Source organism: Neopusillimonas maritima, from assembly GCF_003576595.1.
Classification (GTDB): Bacteria; Pseudomonadota; Gammaproteobacteria; order Burkholderiales; family Burkholderiaceae_B; genus Neopusillimonas; species Neopusillimonas maritima.
The window spans coordinates 819,805-839,497 of record NZ_NQOU01000001.1; the positions used below are offsets into that span (position 1 = coordinate 819,805).

The window sequence follows — 19,693 nt, forward strand, 5'->3', positions numbered from 1 at the left end:
TCATGACAAACATCACTTTTTACGTTCCCCAAGATGCAGCCGCATTGGCGGTAGGCGCAAACGACGTCGCTGCCGCCATTCAGGCCGAAGCCAAGAAGCGTCAGCTTATCGTGAACATTATTCGCAATGGCTCACGCGGCATGCTGTGGCTGGAAACCCTGGTAGAGGTGGTTACCCCTGAAGGGCGGGTTGCTTACGGTCCGGTCGAGGCTGACGACGTTCCAGGTCTGTTCGATGCGGGCTGGCACGAAGGCAAGCCCGAACACTCGCTTTACCATGGTCTTACTGAAGAAATTCCTTACCTGAAAAAGCAGCAGCGCCTAACCTTCGCACGCGTTGGCATCATTAACCCGCTAAGCCTGGAAGACTACCAGGCGCACGGGGGCTATGAAGGTCTGAAAAAAGCCTTGGCCATGACACCGGAAAAAATCGTGGAAGAGGTTACCGAGTCGGGCTTGCGGGGTCGGGGCGGTGCAGCTTTCCCCACCGGCATCAAATGGAATACCGTCCTGAAAGCCCAGGCCGATCAGAAGTACATTGCCTGTAACGCCGACGAAGGCGATTCCGGCACGTTTTCCGATCGCATGGTCATGGAAGGCGACCCCTTTACGTTAATCGAAGGGATGACCATCGCCGGTGTTGCGGTAGGCGCAACCTATGGCTATATCTACTTGCGGTCGGAATATCCCCAGGCCGCCGACGTCCTGAACAGGGCCATCGCCATCGCACGCGAAACGGGTTGGCTGGGCAACGATATTCAAGGTAGCGGCCAAGCATTCGACCTGGAAGTGCGTATTGGCGCCGGTGCGTATATTTGCGGTGAAGAAACCTCCATGCTTGACAGCCTGGAAGGCAAGCGGGGCCAGGTGCGCTACAAGCCTCCCCTGCCCGCCCTGAAGGGTTTGTTTGGCAAGCCCACCGTCATCAACAACGTCATTTCACTGGCTTCAGTACCCATTATTCTGGCCAAAGGCGGCGACTATTACCGTGATTTCGGCATGGGCCGCTCCAAAGGGACGCTCCCCTTCCAACTGGCGGGCAACCTGAAACAAGGCGGCCTGGTCGAGCTGGCCTTCGGCGTAACCTTGCGCGAATTGTTGTACGACTTTGGTGGCGGCAGCGCCTCGGGGCGCCCCTTGCGGGCCGTGCAGGTTGGCGGGCCGCTGGGTGCCTATCTGCCGGAATCCCAATGGGACATCCCGCTGGATTACGAGTCGTACATGAAGGTGAGTGCCATGGTGGGCCACGGCGGCATCGTGGCCTTCGACGACACCGTCGACATGGCACACATGGCCGAGTACGCCATGGAGTTCTGTGCGGTCGAATCCTGTGGCAAATGTACGCCCTGTCGTATCGGCGCCGTTCGCGGCACCGAAGTCATTCAGAAAATCCGTCAGGATCACCAACGCGAACAACAGGTTCACCTGCTGCGCGACCTATGCGACACTATGTTAAGCGGGTCTTTATGTGCCCTGGGCGGCATGACCCCTTACCCCGTGCTGTCGGCACTTGAACACTTCCCGCAGGACTTCGGCCTTGAAGCCGCCCCTGCCGCCAGCCAAGCCTGATTCCGGAGCCCATTATGTTAGAAACTATCGCCAAACGTGAACGTGATTTCGGCACCCCCGCCCGGGTCAGCGCCGAAATGATTAATGTCACCATCGACGGCAATGCCTATCAAGTTCCTGTCGGCACGTCCGTTATGCGGGCTGCCGCCGAAATGGGCATTAACATTCCCAAACTCTGCGCCACCGACAGCCTGGAAGCTTTTGGCTCCTGTCGCCTGTGCCTGGTGGAAATTGAGGGCCGCCGTGGCTATCCGGCGTCGTGCACCACGCCGGTGGAAGAAGGGATGGTTATCCGTACGGAAACCCCCAAGTTGCACGACCTGCGTCGCAACGTCATGGAACTGTACATTTCCGACCACCCGCTCGACTGCCTGACCTGCCCCGCCAACGGCGACTGCGAATTGCAGGATATGGCCGGCGTGGTGGGCTTGCGCAACGTACGCTATGGCTACGAAGGCCAGAACCATCTGAATGACGCGACCGACGAGTCGAACCCCTATTTCTCTTACGACCCCTCGAAATGCATTGTATGCAGCCGCTGTGTGCGCGCGTGCGAAGACATTCAGGGTACGTTTGCCCTCACCATCGACGGCAAAGGCTTCGAGTCGCGTATTGCCGCCGGGCAAAACGAAGACTTTCTGGGCAGCGAATGCGTTTCATGCGGGGCCTGTGTTCAAGCCTGCCCCACCAGCACGCTAACCGAAAAAACCGTCATCATGATGGGCCAGCCTGAACACTCGGTTGTTACCACTTGCGCCTACTGCGGTGTGGGTTGCGGCTTTAAAGCCGACATGAAAGGCGAAGAAGTCGTGCGTATGGTGCCCTGGAAAGACGGCAAAGCCAATCGCGGCCATTCTTGCGTGAAAGGCCGTTTTGCCTGGGGTTACGCCACGCACAAAGATCGCGTGCTCAAGCCCATGATTCGCAAGAAAATTACCGACCCCTGGCAAGAAGTCAGCTGGGACGAAGCCATTAACTACGCCGCGGGTGAAATCAAACGCATTCAGGAGCAATACGGTCGTGATGCGGTAGGGGGTATTACCTCTTCGCGCTGCACGAACGAAGAAACCTACCTGGTTCAAAAGCTGGTGCGCGCCGCATTCGGTACTAACAACGTTGACACCTGCGCGCGGGTTTGCCACTCTCCCACCGGCTATGGCCTGAAAACCACGCTGGGTGAGTCGGCCGGGACACAAACCTTCGATTCGGTCATGCACAGCGACGTCATTATCGTGATGGGCGCCAACCCCAGCGCCGCGCACCCGGTTTTTGCCTCACGTATGAAGCAGCGCTTGCGCGAAGGTGCCAAGCTTATCGTAATTGACCCGCGCCAAATCGAACTGGTGAGCTCGGCGCATATCAAGGCCGATTACCACCTGCCTGTGCGCCCCGGGACCAACACCGCCTTACTGACCTCGATGGCGCACGTCATTGCCACAGAGAACCTGATCGACGAACAGTTCGTTGCCGAGCGCTGCGAAGAAAAAGCATTCCGCGAATGGCGCGAATTTGTTTCTTTGCCGGAAAACTCACCCGAGGCCATGGAATCAGTCACCGGTGTACCCGCTGCCGACTTGCGCGGCGCCGCACGCCTGTATGCCACGCAAGGCAATGGTGCCATTTACTACGGTTTAGGTGTCACAGAACACAGCCAGGGTTCCACCACCGTTATGGCGATTGCCAACCTGGCCATGGCCACAGGTAACGTAGGCCGCGAAGGTGTGGGCGTGAACCCGTTACGGGGCCAAAACAACGTGCAAGGTTCCTGCGATATGGGCTCTTTCCCGCACGAACTGCCCGGCTATCGTCATATTTCCGATGTGGCCACCCGCACCGAGTTCGAACAGGCCTGGGGCGTAACGTTACAACCTGAGCCCGGCCTGCGTATTCCCAACATGTTCGACGCCGCGCTAGACGGCTCGTTCAAAGCCTTGTACTGCCAAGGTGAAGACATTGTTCAGTCGGATCCCAACACGCAGCATGTTATTGCCGCCATGAGCGCAATGGAATGCGTCATTGTGCAAGACATCTTCCTGAACGAAACCGCCAAGTACGCCCATGTGTTCCTGCCCGGCTCTTCATTCCTGGAAAAAGACGGTACGTTCACGAATGCCGAGCGCCGTATTTCCCGTGTTCGCAAAGTCATGGAGCCCAAAGCCGGTATGGGCGACTGGGAAGCCACTTGCGCGTTGTCCAACGCACTGGGCTACCCCATGAACTACAAGCACCCCAGCGAGATCATGGACGAAATCGCCCGCCTGACGCCTACGTTCAAAGGCGTTTCGTTCAAGAAGATCGACGAGTTGGGCAGTATTCAATGGCCATGCAACGATGAAGCCCCCGAGGGCACCCCAACCATGCACGTGAATGAATTTGTGCGCGGCAAGGGTAAATTCGTGATTACCAAATATGTTCCAAGCGACGAGCGCAGCACGCGCAAATTCCCGCTGTTACTCACCACAGGTCGTATCCTGTCGCAGTACAACGTGGGGGCGCAAACCCGTCGCACCGAGAACGTGGTTTGGCACAATGAAGACGTATTGGAAATTCACCCGCAAGACGCCGAAGATCGCGGCGTCAGTACGGGCGATTGGGTGGCTATTCAAAGCCGCGCAGGTGAAACTGTCTTACGTGCCGACGTAACAGACCGTGTTCAGCCCGGCGTCATCTACACCACCTTCCACTTCCCGGAGTCGGGTGCAAACGTCGTTACAACCGACTCTTCCGACTGGGCCACTAACTGCCCGGAATACAAGGTCACGGCAGTTCAGGTGAAACGCGTTACGCAGCCTTCTGAGTGGCAAGCCAACTGGGCGGCGTTTTCCGACATGCAGCACAAGTTGCTCGACGAACGGATTCAGGACACCGCAACAGAAAACTGATCAGCCCTTTATGGCGTCGTTGAAATCCGCCCCCTCCTGGTGTCCGGCCGAACTATCAGCCGGACACCTTCGCGCGACTGTCTGGCGCCGGCACCCCGACAGTCATGTTCTATTGGCGGAACCCGACGAACTGGTCAACGAAGTGCCGGTTGCCCTGGAATACAACGGCATCGCACATGCCACATTATTGGCGACCCCCAACGACCTGGAAGACTTCGCTTATGGCTTTTCGTATACCGAAGGCCTGATTCGCTCGGCGTCCGATGTTTATGATATTGAGCTGAAAGAAACGGAAAACGGAATTATTGTGGCGGTGACCATTGCCAGTGCGTGTTTAGACAGCCTGAAGCGCAGACGGCGCGCCATGGCAGGACGCACCGGTTGTGGTTTGTGCGGCATTGAAAACCTGGAAGAAGTGGTTCGCCCGCTTCAACCCGTTGCCGCGCGACACGAGCGCCTTGCAACGTTTGCCATTATTCGGGCCGCGCAACAGTTGCGCAACGCGCAGCCTGTGCACAGTACAACCGGTGCATCTCATGCGGCGGCTTGGGCTGACGCCGACGGAACCCTGAAAGCGGTACGAGAAGACGTCGGTCGACACAACGCGTTGGACAAACTCATCGGCAGCCTGATTCGCAAACCTTTCGATCCGCAATGTGGATTTGCCGTTATTTCAAGCCGCGCCAGTTTTGAAATGGTGCAAAAATCGGCGGCAGCCGGTATTAACGCCCTGATCGCCGTGTCGGCCCCTACGGCTTACGCGGCACGTATGGCACAGAATTTAAATCTTTTTTTAGCGGGCTTCATGCGAGGTGAGTCTTTCACCGTCTACGCCCACCCGGAATATCTCAGCAAGGAAATATCGTCGTGAATATCGATCAACTCATTCATTTGGCCAACCGCATCGGAGACTTTTTCGACGCCATGCCCAACCGGGCAGAAGGTGTTGAAGGTGTCGCCAACCATATCGAGAAATTCTGGGAGCCCCGTATGCGGCGCCAAATACTTGAGTTTCTGGTAAGCAACCCCGAAGGCCGTACGGCCGAATCGGAACTTAGCCCGATTACGCTGGAGGCCCTGAATCAACATCGGGATCGCTTAATGCCCAAAACTTAAGCGTCTTTTTCTTCCTTCACGCGGTACACCAATACCGCCGTTTTAGCCAGGCTCAATACTTTGGCCGTGACACTACCCAGAAGCAACCGGGACAGACCACTGCGACCATGACTGCCGATAAAAATCAAATCGCAATCATGCTCTTCCGCTGCCTGAACAACGCCATCCGCCACATTGAAATTGGTTGCTGAAACGGCATGTGCCTTCACACCCGCGGTTTCAGCGCGATCGGTAACCGCTTTCAAATACTTGTGGGCTTGTTCAGCGGCTGTCTTATCATAGTCTTCATCGGTGATGGCATAAGCCGCAGCCATACCGTCGAAGCCGACCGTTGCTGCAAAGGGTTGCGTAACGTGCAAGGCCACCACTTCAGCACCGACCTTTTTGGCAAAACAAATACCTTTGTTTGCAGACTGGGTGGACAGTACGGAACCATCGGTAGGAATAAGAACTTTTTTAAACATGATTTTTAAGCCTCTGGTTTATGGTTAACGTAATGCTACGCATACCCTGTAAAAAAATAAAGCCTGTTTGCGACGCTTGTTTGCGTTACATCAAGAAATGCTCGCAGCCTGAAACAATTGTGTGCACCGCGCACCGCTGCGGCAATACGCCAAAATAGGTTTTGGCATAGTTTTGAGTAACTCGGCGAACTGAGTGACGTCTTGAGCGGTAATGGCACCGCTAACCACAGGCTGATAAACCACTTCCAGGCCGGCCGCCTTCGCCGCCGTTATAACTTCGCTCGAGGCAGGCTGATCGGGGCCGCCTTCGAAGTCGGGCCGGTTAATAATCACGCTTTTATACCCTGCCTGAGCCACTGCCGACATATCGCCGGCAGACAACTGAGGGGCAACAGAAAAAGAGTCGGTTAAAGGATTAACAGGAACCGCCATTTGAGTCTCCGCAATAAGGCGCCGGGCGCTGCCCAACATATTAACTTGATGTCTACAGTGTACTACTGTACTACCCCAGGCGAATTGAATTTGCCTCTAACCACGCCGTAAAGTCGTGGCTACTTAACACATGGTACTCGGCGCAGCGTTGGGCATCCCGGGCCTCGTCTCCGCACTCAGGGTGGCACATCAACACATCGCCGTCCTGCACAGCACCCAACCAGGCTTGCATATACTTCGAATAAGCCGACTCGCCACCCGTAAACCCATACACCCCTAAAAATCCGGCATTGGTCGCAAAGCGCTTTGCGGCAGCAAGACGAACCAGCTTTGCCGAACCCAGCGCTTGAATAGTCCTGGCTTTTAAAGCTAACCGAGTGGGAAGCCCCGGCGCATTTCTGAATCGGGTATTGCGCAGCCATGGTTGTGTCGACATACGCCCATACCGCTTGGTCATCTCTGCCAGCAGAGCATCACGAATAATGGGTAGCTGATGAACATGCAAGTGTCCGTCAATGTAGTCGGGCGTACGCCCCATCAGGTTTTCAAAACGATCCAGCTGACGCGCCACGGCAGTTTGAACAACCGACACCTTCAGCCGATGCAAATAAGCCGCTAAAACGAGTTGATTAATAGGCATGACTGAATCGGGTTGGCCAAAATCATCAGTGAAATTAAGGTGCAGGCCCGTTTGCAGTTGCGTTGCATGCAACAAAGAAACATCGCGGCCAAAGGTCGGGCCGTCAACCAGGCAACTGGTGGCGCTTAAACGCCCGCATTGCGCGAGCGCTAGAATAGCCGCATTTGCCGCCGAGTTTGCACCAAAGTCGTCGGCGCACAGAATCAAGGTTTTGTTTTTTTCCATTGAACCCGCATTGTGAAGCATGATGAAAAATACCTTAAAGCAACTCGCCTGTTTTATTGGAGTGGGCTGCGGTGCCGCCGCCACACATTGGCTGGTTGTCGTTGCGCTTGTTTCCACTTTGCACATCGCCCCGCTTTTTGCCAATGTCCTGGGTTGGCTCGTTGCATTCGTCGTTTCATTTACAGGCCACTTTCAACTCACTTTTCGCCACCAGCATGCCCCCATGTGGCGGGCGGCAAGACGTTTTTTTCTTGTGTCGGCCCTGGGTTTTGCCGTTAACGAAGTAAGTTATGCCTTGCTTTTAGCAACCACGACAATTCGCTACGATATTTTATTGGGTTCGATATTAATTGCGATTGCAGTCATGACATTTATTCTTGGCCGCTTCTGGGCATTTCGCGGGGCGACTCAGCGAGGGTAGGTTTATTTGACTCTGTCACGGACTCAAGCCCACGGCCCGCTTGTTTTCGCACAATATATACCGGCCGCCCTTTTACTTCACCAAAAATACGGCCAATGTACTCACCCAGCACGCCAACCGAAATCAAATTCACCCCGGCAAAAACAAAATAACCGTGGCCAGCGTGGTAAAACCCTGAACCGGATCACCGTACAGCAAATGCTTAATAACGGTGAAAAGACCATACGCAAAGGAAAGCAATGAAATAATAATGCCGACCACGCTTAACAAGCGCAACGGCCACGTTGTAAAGGCAGTTAACCCATCGATGGCGAAACCAAATAGTTTGAAAGGATGGAAGCTGGTCCTTCCATGCAAACGTTCGGGTGGGTGGTAATACAAAGGCTCCGACCTAAACCCCACCCAAGCAAACAAGCCCTTCATAAAGCGGTTCCGCTCTGGAAGCATCATCAGGGCGTCGACTACCGCACGATCCATTAAACGAAAATCGCCCGCGTTCTCCGGCACGCGCACCCCACCCGGCGTGCGCATAAGCTGATAAAAAAGCTTGCTGCCGAATCGCTTGAAAGCGGATTCATCGTTGCGACTGGCCCGGACGGCATAAACCATGTCGGCCCCTTCCTCCCAACGCAGCAACATCTCAGATATTAAGGCGGGGGGATGTTGGAGGTCGGCATCCATACTGACCACCACCTGACCTTTGGCCGCAGCCAAGCCCGCACTTAAGGCCGCTTCCTTGCCGAAATTACGCGATAGTTGCAAATAAACAATTTCAGGGTGATCGTTTGCCCAACCCGACAGCAGACCGGCAGTGCCATCGGTACTACCATCATCGACCACGATGATTTCGCACGCGGGGGCCAATTTTTTCAGAACAGCCAGCAAACCTGGGAGCAACACCCCCAGATTCGCTTCTTCATTCAGGCACGGCACCACGCAGCTTATTGACTGTAAACGAGACTTCATTTGCAATGACATGACACATTACCGCGCTGGGTGACCCCGGCGCTGCGCTTGTCTCCAAAAAATTGTCAGGAAATTGTTCGGAGTGTACCTGCTATCGGAATACTTAAAAACCGATTGACAACGCTATGGAACAATTAATAAGATATTAATAATATATATCTTTAAGGGAGTACGTCATGACGGCGCGAGAAAACCTGGGAACCGTCGACGAAATACGCGACTTTGTTTATCGTTTCTACGATCGCGTGCGTGACGACGAACAACTGGGGCCCATTTTCAATAGCCATATTCAAAATTGGGACACCCACCTCGAGAAAATGGTGCAGTTTTGGTCGTCGATGCTGCTGGGTACCGGCACCTACAACGGCACGCCTATGCCCAAACACGTTGCCTTACCCAGTTTAAGCGGGGAGCTGTTCGGGCGTTGGCTTAAGCTTTTCAATGAAACAATGAACACATTGGAAAACCAGGCGCTGGCACAACGGGCAGACATGTTTGCCCAACGTATCGCCCGCAGCCTCTGGTATGGATATCAATTGCATCACAACCCCGACAAACCCCTTACCGAGGTTGTCCATGGCTAACGTCATGTTCATTCAGGAGCCGGGAAAGCAAAAACCCGCCAAACCCAGCATGCGCGCATTCCTGGAACTGGGTTTTCGCCCCTTGTACATTGCGGGATGTGCCTGGGCGCTTATCTCCGTAGCGCTCTGGGTTTTCACGCCGCAATGGCTCAATATGCACATGGGCGCATTGGCCTGGCACGCCCATGAAATGCTGTGGGGGTTTATTGCCACTATTGCCGTTGGCTTTCTGCTCACCGCCAGCGCCACCTGGACCGGGCTTAACCCTATTAAGGGCACTCCGCTGGCAGTACTGGCGCTGCTATGGGCAACGGCTCGATTGCTTTACCTTTTCAGCGAACCAGTGCTGTTCATATTAGCGGGCGCCGCTGAAACCCTGTTTTTTTTATCGACATTTATCGCTCTTTGGCGCGTTATCAACCGTACGCAAAATCGGCGCAACTATGGGCTACCCTGGCTGGCCCTGGGCTTGGGTATAGCCAACGTATTCTATCTGTACGCAGCCTGGCACCAAGACTACGCCGCCTTAATGCATTATTTCACTATCGGGCTTATTGGCATGGCCATTATCGCCCTTCTGGTTGCACGCCGGGTTATACCCTTTTTTGCCATGCGCGCCCTGCCGGGTTTGTCGCTACCCATGCTAACCGGCTGGGGGCAAGCCCAATTGGGCCTGGGTTTGCTTGCCATTGCCACGGGGCTGGTGAATCTGCCGCGCCTGACAGCCCTTTTACTGGCTGCCGCAGGGCTCATTAGCCTGTATCAGGTTATACGCTGGAAGCCTGGCGCAGTATTAAGCGAACCCATACTTTGGATTCTCTATTTGGGTTATGCGTTTCTGGGTTTGGGTTTGGTGATTGCCGGCCTGTGGCTGGCCGGCTGGACACCCAATATCTTATCGCGCACCGCGTTGCCTGCGCACGTGATCGGCATGGGTGGGTTTGCCCTCTTGATTATTGGCATGGTTACCCGCACGGCTCTCGGGCATTTGGGGCGGCCGCTTAAGCTTGATCACAGTATGATCGCAAGCTACTGGCTTATGGTTTTTGCCGTTGTTTTTCGAATGACTGCGTTATGGCCCAGTTCGCTTGTTCCGTTTCTTGTGCATGCCGCAGCCGCTTGCTGGGTATTGAGCCTTGCACTCTATCTGTGGCGCTTTGTTCCCATGTTGATACGCCCCCGCCCCAATGCCATACCTTAATTTTTAGGGTAAAACCGTGTTTATCCTTTTACCGTTATTATTTGCGTCATGCGCTTAACCACCCTAACCGATTACGCCATGCGCCTGCTTATGTATGTAGGCCAGAACCCCGATCGCCTCTGCACAATCGCCGAGATCGCGTCAGCCTACAACATTTCCGAACCACACTTGATGAAGGTCACGCACCGACTTAGCGTAAAAGGTTGGCTCACTACCGTACGGGGGAAAAACGGCGGCATGAAACTTTCCAAATCGCCGTCTGAAATCAACCTTGGCGCGGTGGTGCGCGATACGGAAAACGATTTCCACGTGGTTGAATGCCTGGGCACTGAAAGCGCCTGCACACTAGGCGGCTATTGCGCCCTGACAGGCATCATGGAAGGGGCGCTGCAGCAGTTTCTTCAGCACCTCGATCAGTACACACTGGCCGACATTCTGCCGGCCAGTGAAAAAGTCATCATGTTGATGCAATCTGATCGCATCGAATCGTAATTGGGTCCTGTCGCAAAGCCTGCATGACCGCCTCGTTTACTTCGCCCTCAACATCGGAAATAACGTAGCCTACCGGCCCTTTGGTTTGCAATTGTTGTCGCACAATATTCAAACCATGTCGCGCCATCAAGCTGCTTAATGCGCCCATTGCCCCAGGCTCATTGCGATGAACGTGCAAAATACGTGTTGCGCCGGCAGCGTCTTGATACGGTACTTCGGGGAAATTCACCGCGCCTTTGGTTGTACCGCTTAAAGCAAAGCGCACCAGTTTCTCGGCGACTTCACGCCCGATGTTCTCTTGCGATTCCTGGGTACTGCCACCAATATGTGGCGTAAGGATGACGTTTCGCATTCCAATCAAAGGACTCTGCAAGGGCTCATCCCGACCCTTAGGCTCGCTCGGGAATACGTCGATCGCGGCACCCGACAAATGCGACATCTGTAACGCATCGTGCAAGGCATCGATATCCACCACTGTGCCGCGCGAGGCATTAATAAGTATCGCCCCTTTTTTCATGTAGGAAAGTGTCTTGGCGTTGATTATGTTTTCAGTGGCGCGGCCACCCGGCACATGCAGTGTAACCACGTCGGATTGCTCGAGTAATTGCTTTAACGAGGTGCATGGGCGCGCATTACCCAAGGGCAATTTGGCCTCAAGATCGTGAAAAACCACCCGCATGCCGGCGGCCTCCGCCAAAATTCCCACTTGTGAGCCAATATTGCCATACCCCACGATACCTAACGTTTTGCCACGCGCCTCATAAGCCCCTTCGGCTGTTTTATCCCAGTGGCCATGATGCACGCGATCATTTTTCTCGGGAATGCGACGCAACAATAATATGGTTTCACCCAGCACCAGCTCTGCCACCGAACGCGTGTTGGAAAACGGCGCATTGAATACCGGAATGCCCCTGAGCATGGCGGTTTCCAGGTCAACCTGATTGGTGCCGATACAAAAGCATCCCACCGCACGCAAAGACGACGCACTGGAAAGCACCGTTTCGTCGAGGTGCGTACGAGACCGAATGCCCAGCAACTCAACCCCTTCAAGCGCCTCTCGCAACTGATTGGGGGGCAACGCCGATGCATAAGTTGTCACGTCAGTTAAACCTGCAGCCTCGAATACTTCCAGGGCACTGGGATGAATATTCTCGAACAAAACAATACGCGTCATCGTGTCTTCCAATACGAACAAGTGCAAAACCGCATTGTGACTCAAGCTGGGGAAATACGTTGGCACAGCCCTGCTATCGATAGGGGTAAACCCGATATCAAAACTGGCATGAAGTTTGCTTCATATGAAGAGAAGGCATGAAGCCCGAATGCATTTTCTTTTCTAAAAGGAAGCAAGGTCATGAAAAGCGCTTATTATTCTTATCGCCGCATCAACACTCACCAGGTCGCGCCGCAGTTCGCTACGCAGCACAGCGCCGCGCCCGTGCTGCCCTCGCTTATGAATTGTTATTTACCGGCGCAAACGGAATCGAGCCTGCGTTTTACACTGCGTCGACTGCTCAAAAAACTGCCACGCATTGCCTCACATTGATGCATTTTGGGTGCACCGCAAATGCACCCAAAAACATGAACCCCTATTCCTTGCCGGAGGTGCCGGTCGTTTCATACTGACGCCAGACACAAGGCCCGCCTGAGGTTTTATCAAGTGCCTCAAGATATTCACGATGTCGCTCAGCTTCTTCCGGTCCCGCAAGCAATACTTTCAAAGACGAGGCGTCGAATGAGGTATTGCCGGCGATGCCTGCAGCCGAAAATGATTTGTCATCGATATCCATTAACAGGCTGTCTTGCCCCCGCGTCATCGATAACCAAACTTCGGCTAACAATTCGGAATCAAGCAAGGCCCCGTGCAGCGTGCGGTGCGCGTTGGATATACCGTAGCGCTCGCATAAAGCGTCCAGCGAGTTGCGTTTACCGGGGTGCAATTCGCGGGCATACAGCAACGAATCGGTAATCTTCTCGCACAGCGTACCGAACCGAGGGAGCCCGGCCCGCTCAAGTTCGGCATTCAGAAATTTCACATCGAATGCCGCATTGTGAATAATGACCTCGGCACCACGCACGTACTCGACCAGTTGATCCGCCACCTCATGAAAGCGGGGATGCGAAGTCAAAAAATCGGTAGTGAGCCCGTGAACCGCGAGCGCCTCAGGGTCGGAGTCGCGATCCGGATTCAAATATAAATGCAAATGGCGTCCGGTAAGGCTGCGGTTCACCATTTCAACGCAGGCCAATTCAACCACCCTGTGCCCTTGCGCAGGGTCCAGGCCGGTGGTTTCCGTATCTAAAATAATTTGACGCATCGCTTATCCGTGTTCGTGCGTTGGTTGAGTATGCTCTGTGGAATTGCCCGCAACTGAGCGCTTGGCAATTAAAGAATACGCAACCGGTACGACATATAAAGTGAGTAATGTACCAAACGTTAATCCGCCAACCAGCACCCACCCGATTTGTTCACGCGATTCAGCCCCGGCGCCGGTTGCCAGCGCCAGCGGCACGGCCCCCAGCACCATGGCACCCGTCGTCATCAAAATGGGGCGTAACCGCAACACACTGGCTTCCATGACGGCCTCCATCACATTGAGCCCCTGACGCCTGAGCTGCGTGGCAAACTCAACAATCAGAATACCGTGCTTGGTAATAAGCCCTACCAAGGTAATTAAGCCAATCTGGCTGTAAATAGAAAGCGTGCCTCCGCTTAACCATAATGCCAAAAGCGCGCCGGTAATGGCCAACGGCACCGACAGCATGATTACAAAGGGATTGCGCCAACTCTCAAACTGAGCCGCCAGCACAAGATAAATAAATACCAGCGCCATCACGAAAACCAGATAAATGCTGCTGGACGATTCACGGAACTCGCGCGATTGCCCATCCAGATCGGTTTGCACCGTAGGCGGCAAGACCTCAAGCGCAACGGCGCTCATGTGCTCAAGAACCTCACCCAATGCATAACCGGGCGCCACCGACGCCTCAACTTCAACCGCCCTTAAACGATTGAAATGGTTCAATGATTGCGGTGCCACGCTTTCGGTTACATCGAGGAAGTTGGCTAACTGCACCATGCCGCCCTGATCCGTTCTGATATAAATATTGGAAATATCAGCAGGTTCGGCGCGATCTTGTTTGTCGACCTGTACGATCACGTCGTATTGCTCACCACTATCGCGGAATCGCGTCACCTGACGCCCCCCCAGCATCGACTCAAGTGTGCGCCCGACAGTACCGACATCCACACCAACATCGGCCAGTTTGTCGCGGTTCACCGATACTGTTAACTCGGGGGTGTTCAAGCGTAAATCCGTTTCAATATTCTGCAAACCGGGATAATCGGACAAGCGTTCTACAAAGGTGTCCACCAACTTGCCGATTTCTTCATAAGGCGCCTGACTCATAATGACAAACTCTACCGGCTTTGAAGTGGCACGTAACCCAAACGACGGAGGGTTGGTTGGGAACGCTCGCACCCCCGGCAAAGCCCGGAATTGAGACTGCAACGAAGCGGCAATGCTCTGTTGAGTTCGATCACGCTCATCCCACGGCTTCAAACGCAAAATGGCAAAAGCATCGGTTACCGTGGGAAAGCCAACAACCGATTGGTTACCGCTGGCCTCAGAGATATTGGCATACATGGCTTCTATCTCTTTCACGCTATCAAGGGTGTAGTCGAGCGTTGCTCCATCGGGGGCGGAAACCACACCAAACACCACGCCACGATCCTCAAGTGGTGCGAGCTCGCTTTTAATCGTGCTGAACAACGCGCCACTGCCCAGGGCGACCACCACACCCAGCAACACCACCAGCCATCGGGCACGCAAAGCCATCGCCAGGCTGCGCCGATAGGCACCGGTAAGCCAGACCAAAAAATTTTCAATAAGACGATACAGCCAACCATGCGAAGACTGATGGCGCAACAAGGTTGAACACATCATGGGAGTTAGCGTTAGGGCCACAAAACCGGATACCAGCACCGCGCCGGCAAGCGTCAGCGCAAACTCAATAAACAACCTGCCCGTGCGACCCGTGGCAAACGCCAATGGTGCGTACACTGCCACCAGGGTAAGCGTCATTGCGATGACCGGAAAAGCGATTTCACGAATGCCGATAAACGATGCCTCAAGACGCGACTTGCCCTCTTCAATGTGTCGGTAAATGTTTTCCAGCACCACGATTGCATCGTCAACCACCAGGCCAATAGCCAGCACCATGGCCAGCAAAGTCAATGTGTTAATGGAAAAACCGAACAAAAACATAATGCCGAACGCCCCGATGAGCGAAACCGGGATCGTGACAATCGGTATCAAACTGGCTCTGACACTGCGCAGAAAAAAGAAAATCACCAACACCACCAGAACCAGGGCTTCCAGAATGGTGTAGTAAACGGAATTAATCGACTCTTGAATAAAAACCGAACTGTCGTAAGCAACCGTCAGACGCATGCCGGCAGGCAGGTTTTGGTTGATCTGCTCCACTTCCGCACGCACCGCCTTCGATAAATCCAGCGGATTGGCCGTAGACTGCTTGGTTACCCCGATGTTCAGGCCGTCCTGTCCGTTATAGCGCGACAAAATTCTTTCGTTGGCCGGGCCTATTTCCACACGGGCAACGTCACTTAAACGTACCGAGTAACCATTCACGCTGGCCACAATGACGTCGCGAAACTGATCGACCGATTGAAGGTCGGTTGTGGATACCACTGAAAACTCACGCATCGCCGACTCAATGCGGCCGGCCGGGATAAGCACGTTTTGCTGTCGCAATGCGTTTTCAACGTCTTGAACGGTAAGCTGATATGCCGCCAACTTGTTGCGATCCACATATACCCGCATCGCCGGTTGGCGCTCGCCAAAAATACGAATTTCGGCCGCCCCTGGCAACACCGACAAACGTGTTTTGACGTAGCGATTAATGTAGTCGGAGGCCTCCATGGTGTTCAGGCTACCGGCCTGCACGGCGATATACATGATGGGGGTTGCGTCGGCCTCCACCTTGCTGACGACGGGTTCGTCAATTTCATCCGGCATGAAACGACGCGCACGCGAGACCTTATCGCGCACCTCGGCGGCAGCGGCGTCCGGGTCGCGATCCATATTGAATTTAATGCTGATCCAGCTGCGCTCCGAGCGGCTGCGCGACGTCATGACATCGACGCCCTCGATTCCGGAAAGTTGATCTTCCAAAGGCTTGGTGACCTGCGACTCAACCACCTCGGGCGAAGCCCCTTTGTATTCCGTCAAGACCGAAACGACGGGCTCGTCGATGGCGGGATATTCTCGAACCGTTAAACGGTCGTACGAAATAAGACCAACCAACACCACAAGTAACGACAACACCGTGGCGAAGACAGGACGCTTGATGCAGATTTCGGAAAGAACCATGACACCGCCCCGGGGTTAAGAAGCACTATTACCTGCGGCAGGCAACACCCGGACAGGCGTACCATCATTAATTTTTTGCAAGCCGGCGATAACCACCTGGTCACCTTGCGCCAGACCCGACACCACTTCAACCGTGCCCGCGCGACGCTGACCGATTTCCACGACAACCCGCCTCACTACACCGTTTTCAAGGCGAAAAACATACCGCTCGGCCCCCGCCGACTGCAAAGCCGTTTCCGGTATCACCAATGCTTGCGCATCCGTCAGTTGCAGGCGAACACGAGCAAACATGCCAGGACGCAAAGCCAAATCGGCATTCGGGATATCGGCACGCAATAAAACCGACCGCCCCCCTACATCAACCTGAGGGCTAATCGCTTTAACCTGACCCTGACGCGACTGGCCCGGCATAGCGTCAAACTCCACCGATATCGGCATGCCCGGATCCAACGCCCCCACAAAACTCTCGGGCACGCGAAAATCAACCTGCAAGGGATCAATGGATTCAATCGGCACCAAATCAGCCCCCGGGCTCACGTAGTCGCCCAGTGATACTTGCCGCAAACCAATCAAACCATCGAAAGGCGCCAAAATAGCCGTTTTTTCCAGCTGGGCCTGCGCCAGCGCGACGGCTGCCTGTTGCACTTTCAACTGATTAAACGCCTCGTCGCGGGCCTGTCCACTAATAAACCCTTCTTTGGTCAATTGTTCCGAGCGACGATACTGACTTTGCGCCAGCGCCAGATTTGCCTGCGCCTGTTGCAATTGAGCGCGTGTGACGCCATCGTCGAGCCTGACCAGTAAATCGCCTTGTTTAACCCGCCCCCCTTCCTCGAAGCGAATCTCAGCAATACGGCCGGTAATTTCAGGCCGCAACATCACAGCACTTTCCGAACGCAGCGTTCCAACTGCCGAAACCACCCGGGGCATGGCAACCAATTGCACCGGAGCAACCTCGACGCCGACCCCCTGAGGCTTGGCGGCAGGCGGAGCTACAGAGGCGGCACCCCCAAGGGCTGACGGTACCGAAGAGCCCGCACCAAACCACTGGTCAGGCAGCCAGCGCGATGCAACAACCCCCAGCAGCACACCGACGATCAGGACCAGCGGCCATAACACTCGATTCTTCATTACTCTTCCGTCATTGACTTATTGATGTATTGCCGCAAATTTACCCTAAAGTGTCGCCACATGGGGCTTAAGCCACTGATTCCACACCCTGATTGGCAAGCGCGTCGGCGCGCTCATTTCCCGGGTCACCGGAATGACCCCTTACCCATTGCCAACTCACATTGTGCGCCTGCGTTAAAGAATCCAGGGTCTGCCACAAGTCGGCATTTTTCACCGGCTTTCGGTCGGCCGTTTTCCAGCCGCGCTGTTTCCAGCCTGGCAACCATTCCGTCATCCCTTTTTGTACATACTGGGAGTCTGTGTGAATAACGACATCGCAAGGGCGCTTCAACGCCTGCAACGCCTGTATCACAGCCATCAGTTCCATACGGTTGTTGGTTGTTTCAAGTTCACCGCCACACAAGCTTTTCTCGTGCCGACCCTGTTTCAGAAATGCGCCCCAGCCACCCCGACCAGGATTACCCTTGCACGCACCATCCGTCCAGATATGCACCGTTTTTGTCACACTTTGGCCCATTCAATCAATATCCACTTATTATTCAACGCAAACCACACAACCAAAACTCACCAAGGTGATGATCGGCGCGGACTTGCAGCCACCGCCGCCCGCCGCACCCGCTTTTTGTCTTTTTCCTTCCATGCAGGACCCACCAGACGCACGGCAGCCACACGCTTTACGGCCGCAACAACATAAGCTGCGCCGCAAACCGGCCACCAACGATCGCCGGCAGACTCCATAAACGACCAGCGATCCAGCCAGCGCTGGGAAAAACAAGGTGGCGCATAACAACCGAAATGACCGCGATCAATTTCCAGCGCCAGTAACTTGAACCAGTCTTTCAAACGCGGCAAAGATACTTGTAACGGTGCAGGAACCGGCGTAACAGGATCCAACGCCGGCAATCTGCCGTGCGCACCCCACAAACTCCATGGGTTAAAGCCCGAAATCACGAGCCGCCCTTCGGGAACCAGCACCCGCTCTGCTTCGCGCAAGACTAAATGCGGGTTGTTGGAACACTCCAGCACATGCGGTAATATCAAAAGATCAACCGACTGACTTTCGAACGGCAAATATTCTGGTTCGGCGTAAAGTGAAAGGGTCCCACCTGAAGAAGATACGCCCTCAAGGCTTTGATGCGTAAAAATTTTATGGGGTATCCGGTTCGCCTCAAGCAAGTTCCATTGTGGCAAACCAAGCTGAACAGCATGATAGCCGAACGCATTGGCAACCATGGCGCTTATTTTTTGCTGTTCCCAGTTTCGCACATACTGGCCAACCGGCGTTTCCAGCCAATCGGCCAGTTCGAAAATCAGGGGTTGGTCAGATGATCCAAGCACATAAACTCCTTAATGGGTGGCTTAAGTTATGACTACGCACGCTGATTCCGGTTCAACGCGGCTCATTCCCGTTCCAGCCTTTTCCGACAACTATATCTGGTTATTGCGAAAAGGAAACCATGCCGTTGTGGTCGACCCCGGCGACGCGAAGCCGATTCTTGAACAATTGAAAAAACACCAGCTCACGCTCGACGCCATTCTTGTTACGCATCACCACCCCGATCACGTTGGCGGTGTGCAAGCGCTAAAAGACGCGACCGGCGCAACAGTTTACGGCCCATTGGGTGAAAAAATACCCGCATGCGACATCCGCCTGAAAGAAGGCGACGAAGCGCCGTTAGACAAGCTTAACCTTACTTTGTCAGTCCTTGATATCCCCGGCCACACCGCCGGCCATATTGCCTATTTCGGCTATCTCGACAACGACCAGCCGGTGGTTTTCTGTGGTGATACACTCTTTGCTGCCGGTTGCGGACGACTGTTCGAAGGCACGCCCTCGGAAATGGTGAATTCATTAGCCAAGCTTCAGGCGCTTCCCCTGAACACGTTGGTTTGTTGCGCGCATGAATATACGCTGTCGAACCTGAAATGGGCGCTGGAGGTGGAACCGGGTAATGCGGTTCTTAAAAAGCGATGGGAAACCTGTCGGCAGCAACGCGAGCAAGGTCAGCCAACCTTGCCTTCCACTATCGGCATAGAAATGGAAACCAATCCTTTCCTGCGGCCTTTGCAACAGCCTGTTATCGACTCGGCGCAACGCTATGCCGGTAAACCACTGAGCTCAGCGGTTAACGTCTTCGCGTCGCTGCGGGAATGGAAAAATAATTTTTAGTTTTGACT

The 19,693-nt window shown here is 54.4% G+C and carries 20 protein-coding genes; 10 read left to right on the forward strand and 10 right to left on the reverse strand.

The features are described from left to right. Window positions 1-2 precede the first annotated feature (2 nt). From CJO09_RS04035 to CJO09_RS04050, 4 genes are read left to right on the forward strand one after another with little or no spacing between them, the layout of a single operon-like run. Complete coding sequence (locus tag CJO09_RS04035; protein WP_119441161.1) at window positions 3-1,568, forward strand: formate dehydrogenase beta subunit; 1,566 nt, start codon at window positions 3-5, stop codon at window positions 1,566-1,568. Between the two features lie 14 nt (window positions 1,569-1,582). Then, entirely contained in the window at window positions 1,583-4,450 is a 2,868-nt protein-coding gene (fdhF, locus tag CJO09_RS04040; RefSeq protein WP_119441162.1) for a formate dehydrogenase subunit alpha, read from the forward strand. 10 nt (window positions 4,451-4,460) lie between these two features. After that, complete coding sequence (fdhD, locus tag CJO09_RS04045) at window positions 4,461-5,321, forward strand: formate dehydrogenase accessory sulfurtransferase FdhD (RefSeq protein ID WP_119441163.1); 861 nt, start codon at window positions 4,461-4,463, stop codon at window positions 5,319-5,321. Continuing rightward, a complete protein-coding gene (locus tag CJO09_RS04050; protein WP_119441164.1) occupies window positions 5,318-5,566 on the forward strand; it encodes a formate dehydrogenase subunit delta in 249 nt (82 codons plus the stop codon). The genes fdhD and CJO09_RS04050 overlap by 4 nt, the downstream gene beginning before the upstream one ends. On the opposite strand, the gene CJO09_RS04055 is transcribed toward CJO09_RS04050, so the two are convergent. From CJO09_RS04055 to CJO09_RS04065, 3 genes are all read right to left on the reverse strand, one after another. Next, a complete protein-coding gene (locus tag CJO09_RS04055) occupies window positions 5,563-6,030 on the reverse strand; it encodes a universal stress protein (protein ID WP_119441165.1) in 468 nt (155 codons plus the stop codon). The genes CJO09_RS04050 and CJO09_RS04055 overlap by 4 nt on opposite strands. 90 nt (window positions 6,031-6,120) lie before the next feature. Then, on the reverse strand, window positions 6,121-6,462 hold the full coding sequence (locus tag CJO09_RS04060; RefSeq protein ID WP_119441377.1) for a protein tyrosine phosphatase family protein: 342 nt from the start codon (window positions 6,460-6,462) through the stop codon (window positions 6,121-6,123). Window positions 6,463-6,532: 70 nt separating this feature from the next. Further along, window positions 6,533-7,327, reverse strand: a complete 795-nt coding sequence (locus CJO09_RS04065; RefSeq protein ID WP_158582705.1) for a ChbG/HpnK family deacetylase — start codon at window positions 7,325-7,327, stop codon at window positions 6,533-6,535. 22 nt (window positions 7,328-7,349) lie between these two features. Between CJO09_RS04065 and CJO09_RS04070 the strand changes: the two genes are divergently transcribed. Continuing rightward, window positions 7,350-7,748 (forward strand): GtrA family protein, encoded by a 399-nt coding sequence (locus CJO09_RS04070; protein ID WP_119441167.1) that lies wholly within the window; start codon window positions 7,350-7,352, stop codon window positions 7,746-7,748. A 129-nt stretch (window positions 7,749-7,877) separates the two neighbouring features. Here the strand turns inward: CJO09_RS04070 and CJO09_RS04075 are convergent, their stop codons facing one another. Then, a complete protein-coding gene (locus CJO09_RS04075) occupies window positions 7,878-8,714 on the reverse strand; it encodes a glycosyltransferase family 2 protein (protein ID WP_342772179.1) in 837 nt (278 codons plus the stop codon). Between the two features lie 176 nt (window positions 8,715-8,890). On the opposite strand from CJO09_RS04075, the gene CJO09_RS04080 reads away from it, so the two are divergent. From CJO09_RS04080 to CJO09_RS04090, 3 genes are read left to right on the forward strand one after another with little or no spacing between them, the layout of a single operon-like run. After that, entirely contained in the window at window positions 8,891-9,298 is a 408-nt protein-coding gene (locus CJO09_RS04080) for a group III truncated hemoglobin (RefSeq protein ID WP_119441168.1), read from the forward strand. Continuing rightward, window positions 9,291-10,499, forward strand: a complete 1,209-nt coding sequence (locus CJO09_RS04085) for an NnrS family protein (RefSeq protein ID WP_119441169.1) — start codon at window positions 9,291-9,293, stop codon at window positions 10,497-10,499. Before CJO09_RS04080 ends, CJO09_RS04085 begins: the two co-directional genes overlap by 8 nt. Window positions 10,500-10,547: 48 nt before the next feature. Further along, entirely contained in the window at window positions 10,548-10,991 is a 444-nt protein-coding gene (locus CJO09_RS04090; RefSeq protein WP_119441170.1) for an RrF2 family transcriptional regulator, read from the forward strand. Here CJO09_RS04090 and serA read toward each other — a convergent pair. Beyond that, on the reverse strand, window positions 10,957-12,165 hold the full coding sequence (serA, locus tag CJO09_RS04095) for a phosphoglycerate dehydrogenase (RefSeq protein ID WP_114421203.1): 1,209 nt from the start codon (window positions 12,163-12,165) through the stop codon (window positions 10,957-10,959). The two genes, CJO09_RS04090 and serA, sit on opposite strands and share 35 nt — an antisense overlap. 180 nt (window positions 12,166-12,345) lie before the next feature. Between serA and CJO09_RS04100 the strand changes: the two genes are divergently transcribed. Next, window positions 12,346-12,537, forward strand: a complete 192-nt coding sequence (locus CJO09_RS04100; protein ID WP_119441171.1) for a hypothetical protein — start codon at window positions 12,346-12,348, stop codon at window positions 12,535-12,537. A 43-nt stretch (window positions 12,538-12,580) separates the two neighbouring features. On the opposite strand, the gene dnaQ is transcribed toward CJO09_RS04100, so the two are convergent. From dnaQ to CJO09_RS04125, 5 genes are all read right to left on the reverse strand, one after another. After that, a complete protein-coding gene (dnaQ, locus tag CJO09_RS04105) occupies window positions 12,581-13,309 on the reverse strand; it encodes a DNA polymerase III subunit epsilon (protein ID WP_119441172.1) in 729 nt (242 codons plus the stop codon). A 3-nt stretch (window positions 13,310-13,312) separates the two neighbouring features. After that, window positions 13,313-16,384 (reverse strand): efflux RND transporter permease subunit, encoded by a 3,072-nt coding sequence (locus CJO09_RS04110; RefSeq protein ID WP_119441173.1) that lies wholly within the window; start codon window positions 16,382-16,384, stop codon window positions 13,313-13,315. A gap of 15 nt (window positions 16,385-16,399) precedes the next feature. Beyond that, the gene (locus tag CJO09_RS04115; protein ID WP_119441174.1) at window positions 16,400-17,515 is read right to left on the reverse strand and encodes an efflux RND transporter periplasmic adaptor subunit; all 1,116 of its coding nucleotides are present in this window, start codon (window positions 17,513-17,515) and stop codon (window positions 16,400-16,402) included. 67 nt (window positions 17,516-17,582) lie between these two features. Next, complete coding sequence (gene rnhA / locus CJO09_RS04120) at window positions 17,583-18,032, reverse strand: ribonuclease HI (RefSeq protein ID WP_119441175.1); 450 nt, start codon at window positions 18,030-18,032, stop codon at window positions 17,583-17,585. Between the two features lie 47 nt (window positions 18,033-18,079). Then, window positions 18,080-18,853 (reverse strand): class I SAM-dependent methyltransferase, encoded by a 774-nt coding sequence (locus CJO09_RS04125; RefSeq protein ID WP_119441176.1) that lies wholly within the window; start codon window positions 18,851-18,853, stop codon window positions 18,080-18,082. A 28-nt stretch (window positions 18,854-18,881) separates the two neighbouring features. On the opposite strand from CJO09_RS04125, the gene gloB reads away from it, so the two are divergent. Further along, on the forward strand, window positions 18,882-19,685 hold the full coding sequence (gene gloB / locus CJO09_RS04130; protein ID WP_119441177.1) for a hydroxyacylglutathione hydrolase: 804 nt from the start codon (window positions 18,882-18,884) through the stop codon (window positions 19,683-19,685). Window positions 19,686-19,693 lie beyond the last annotated feature (8 nt).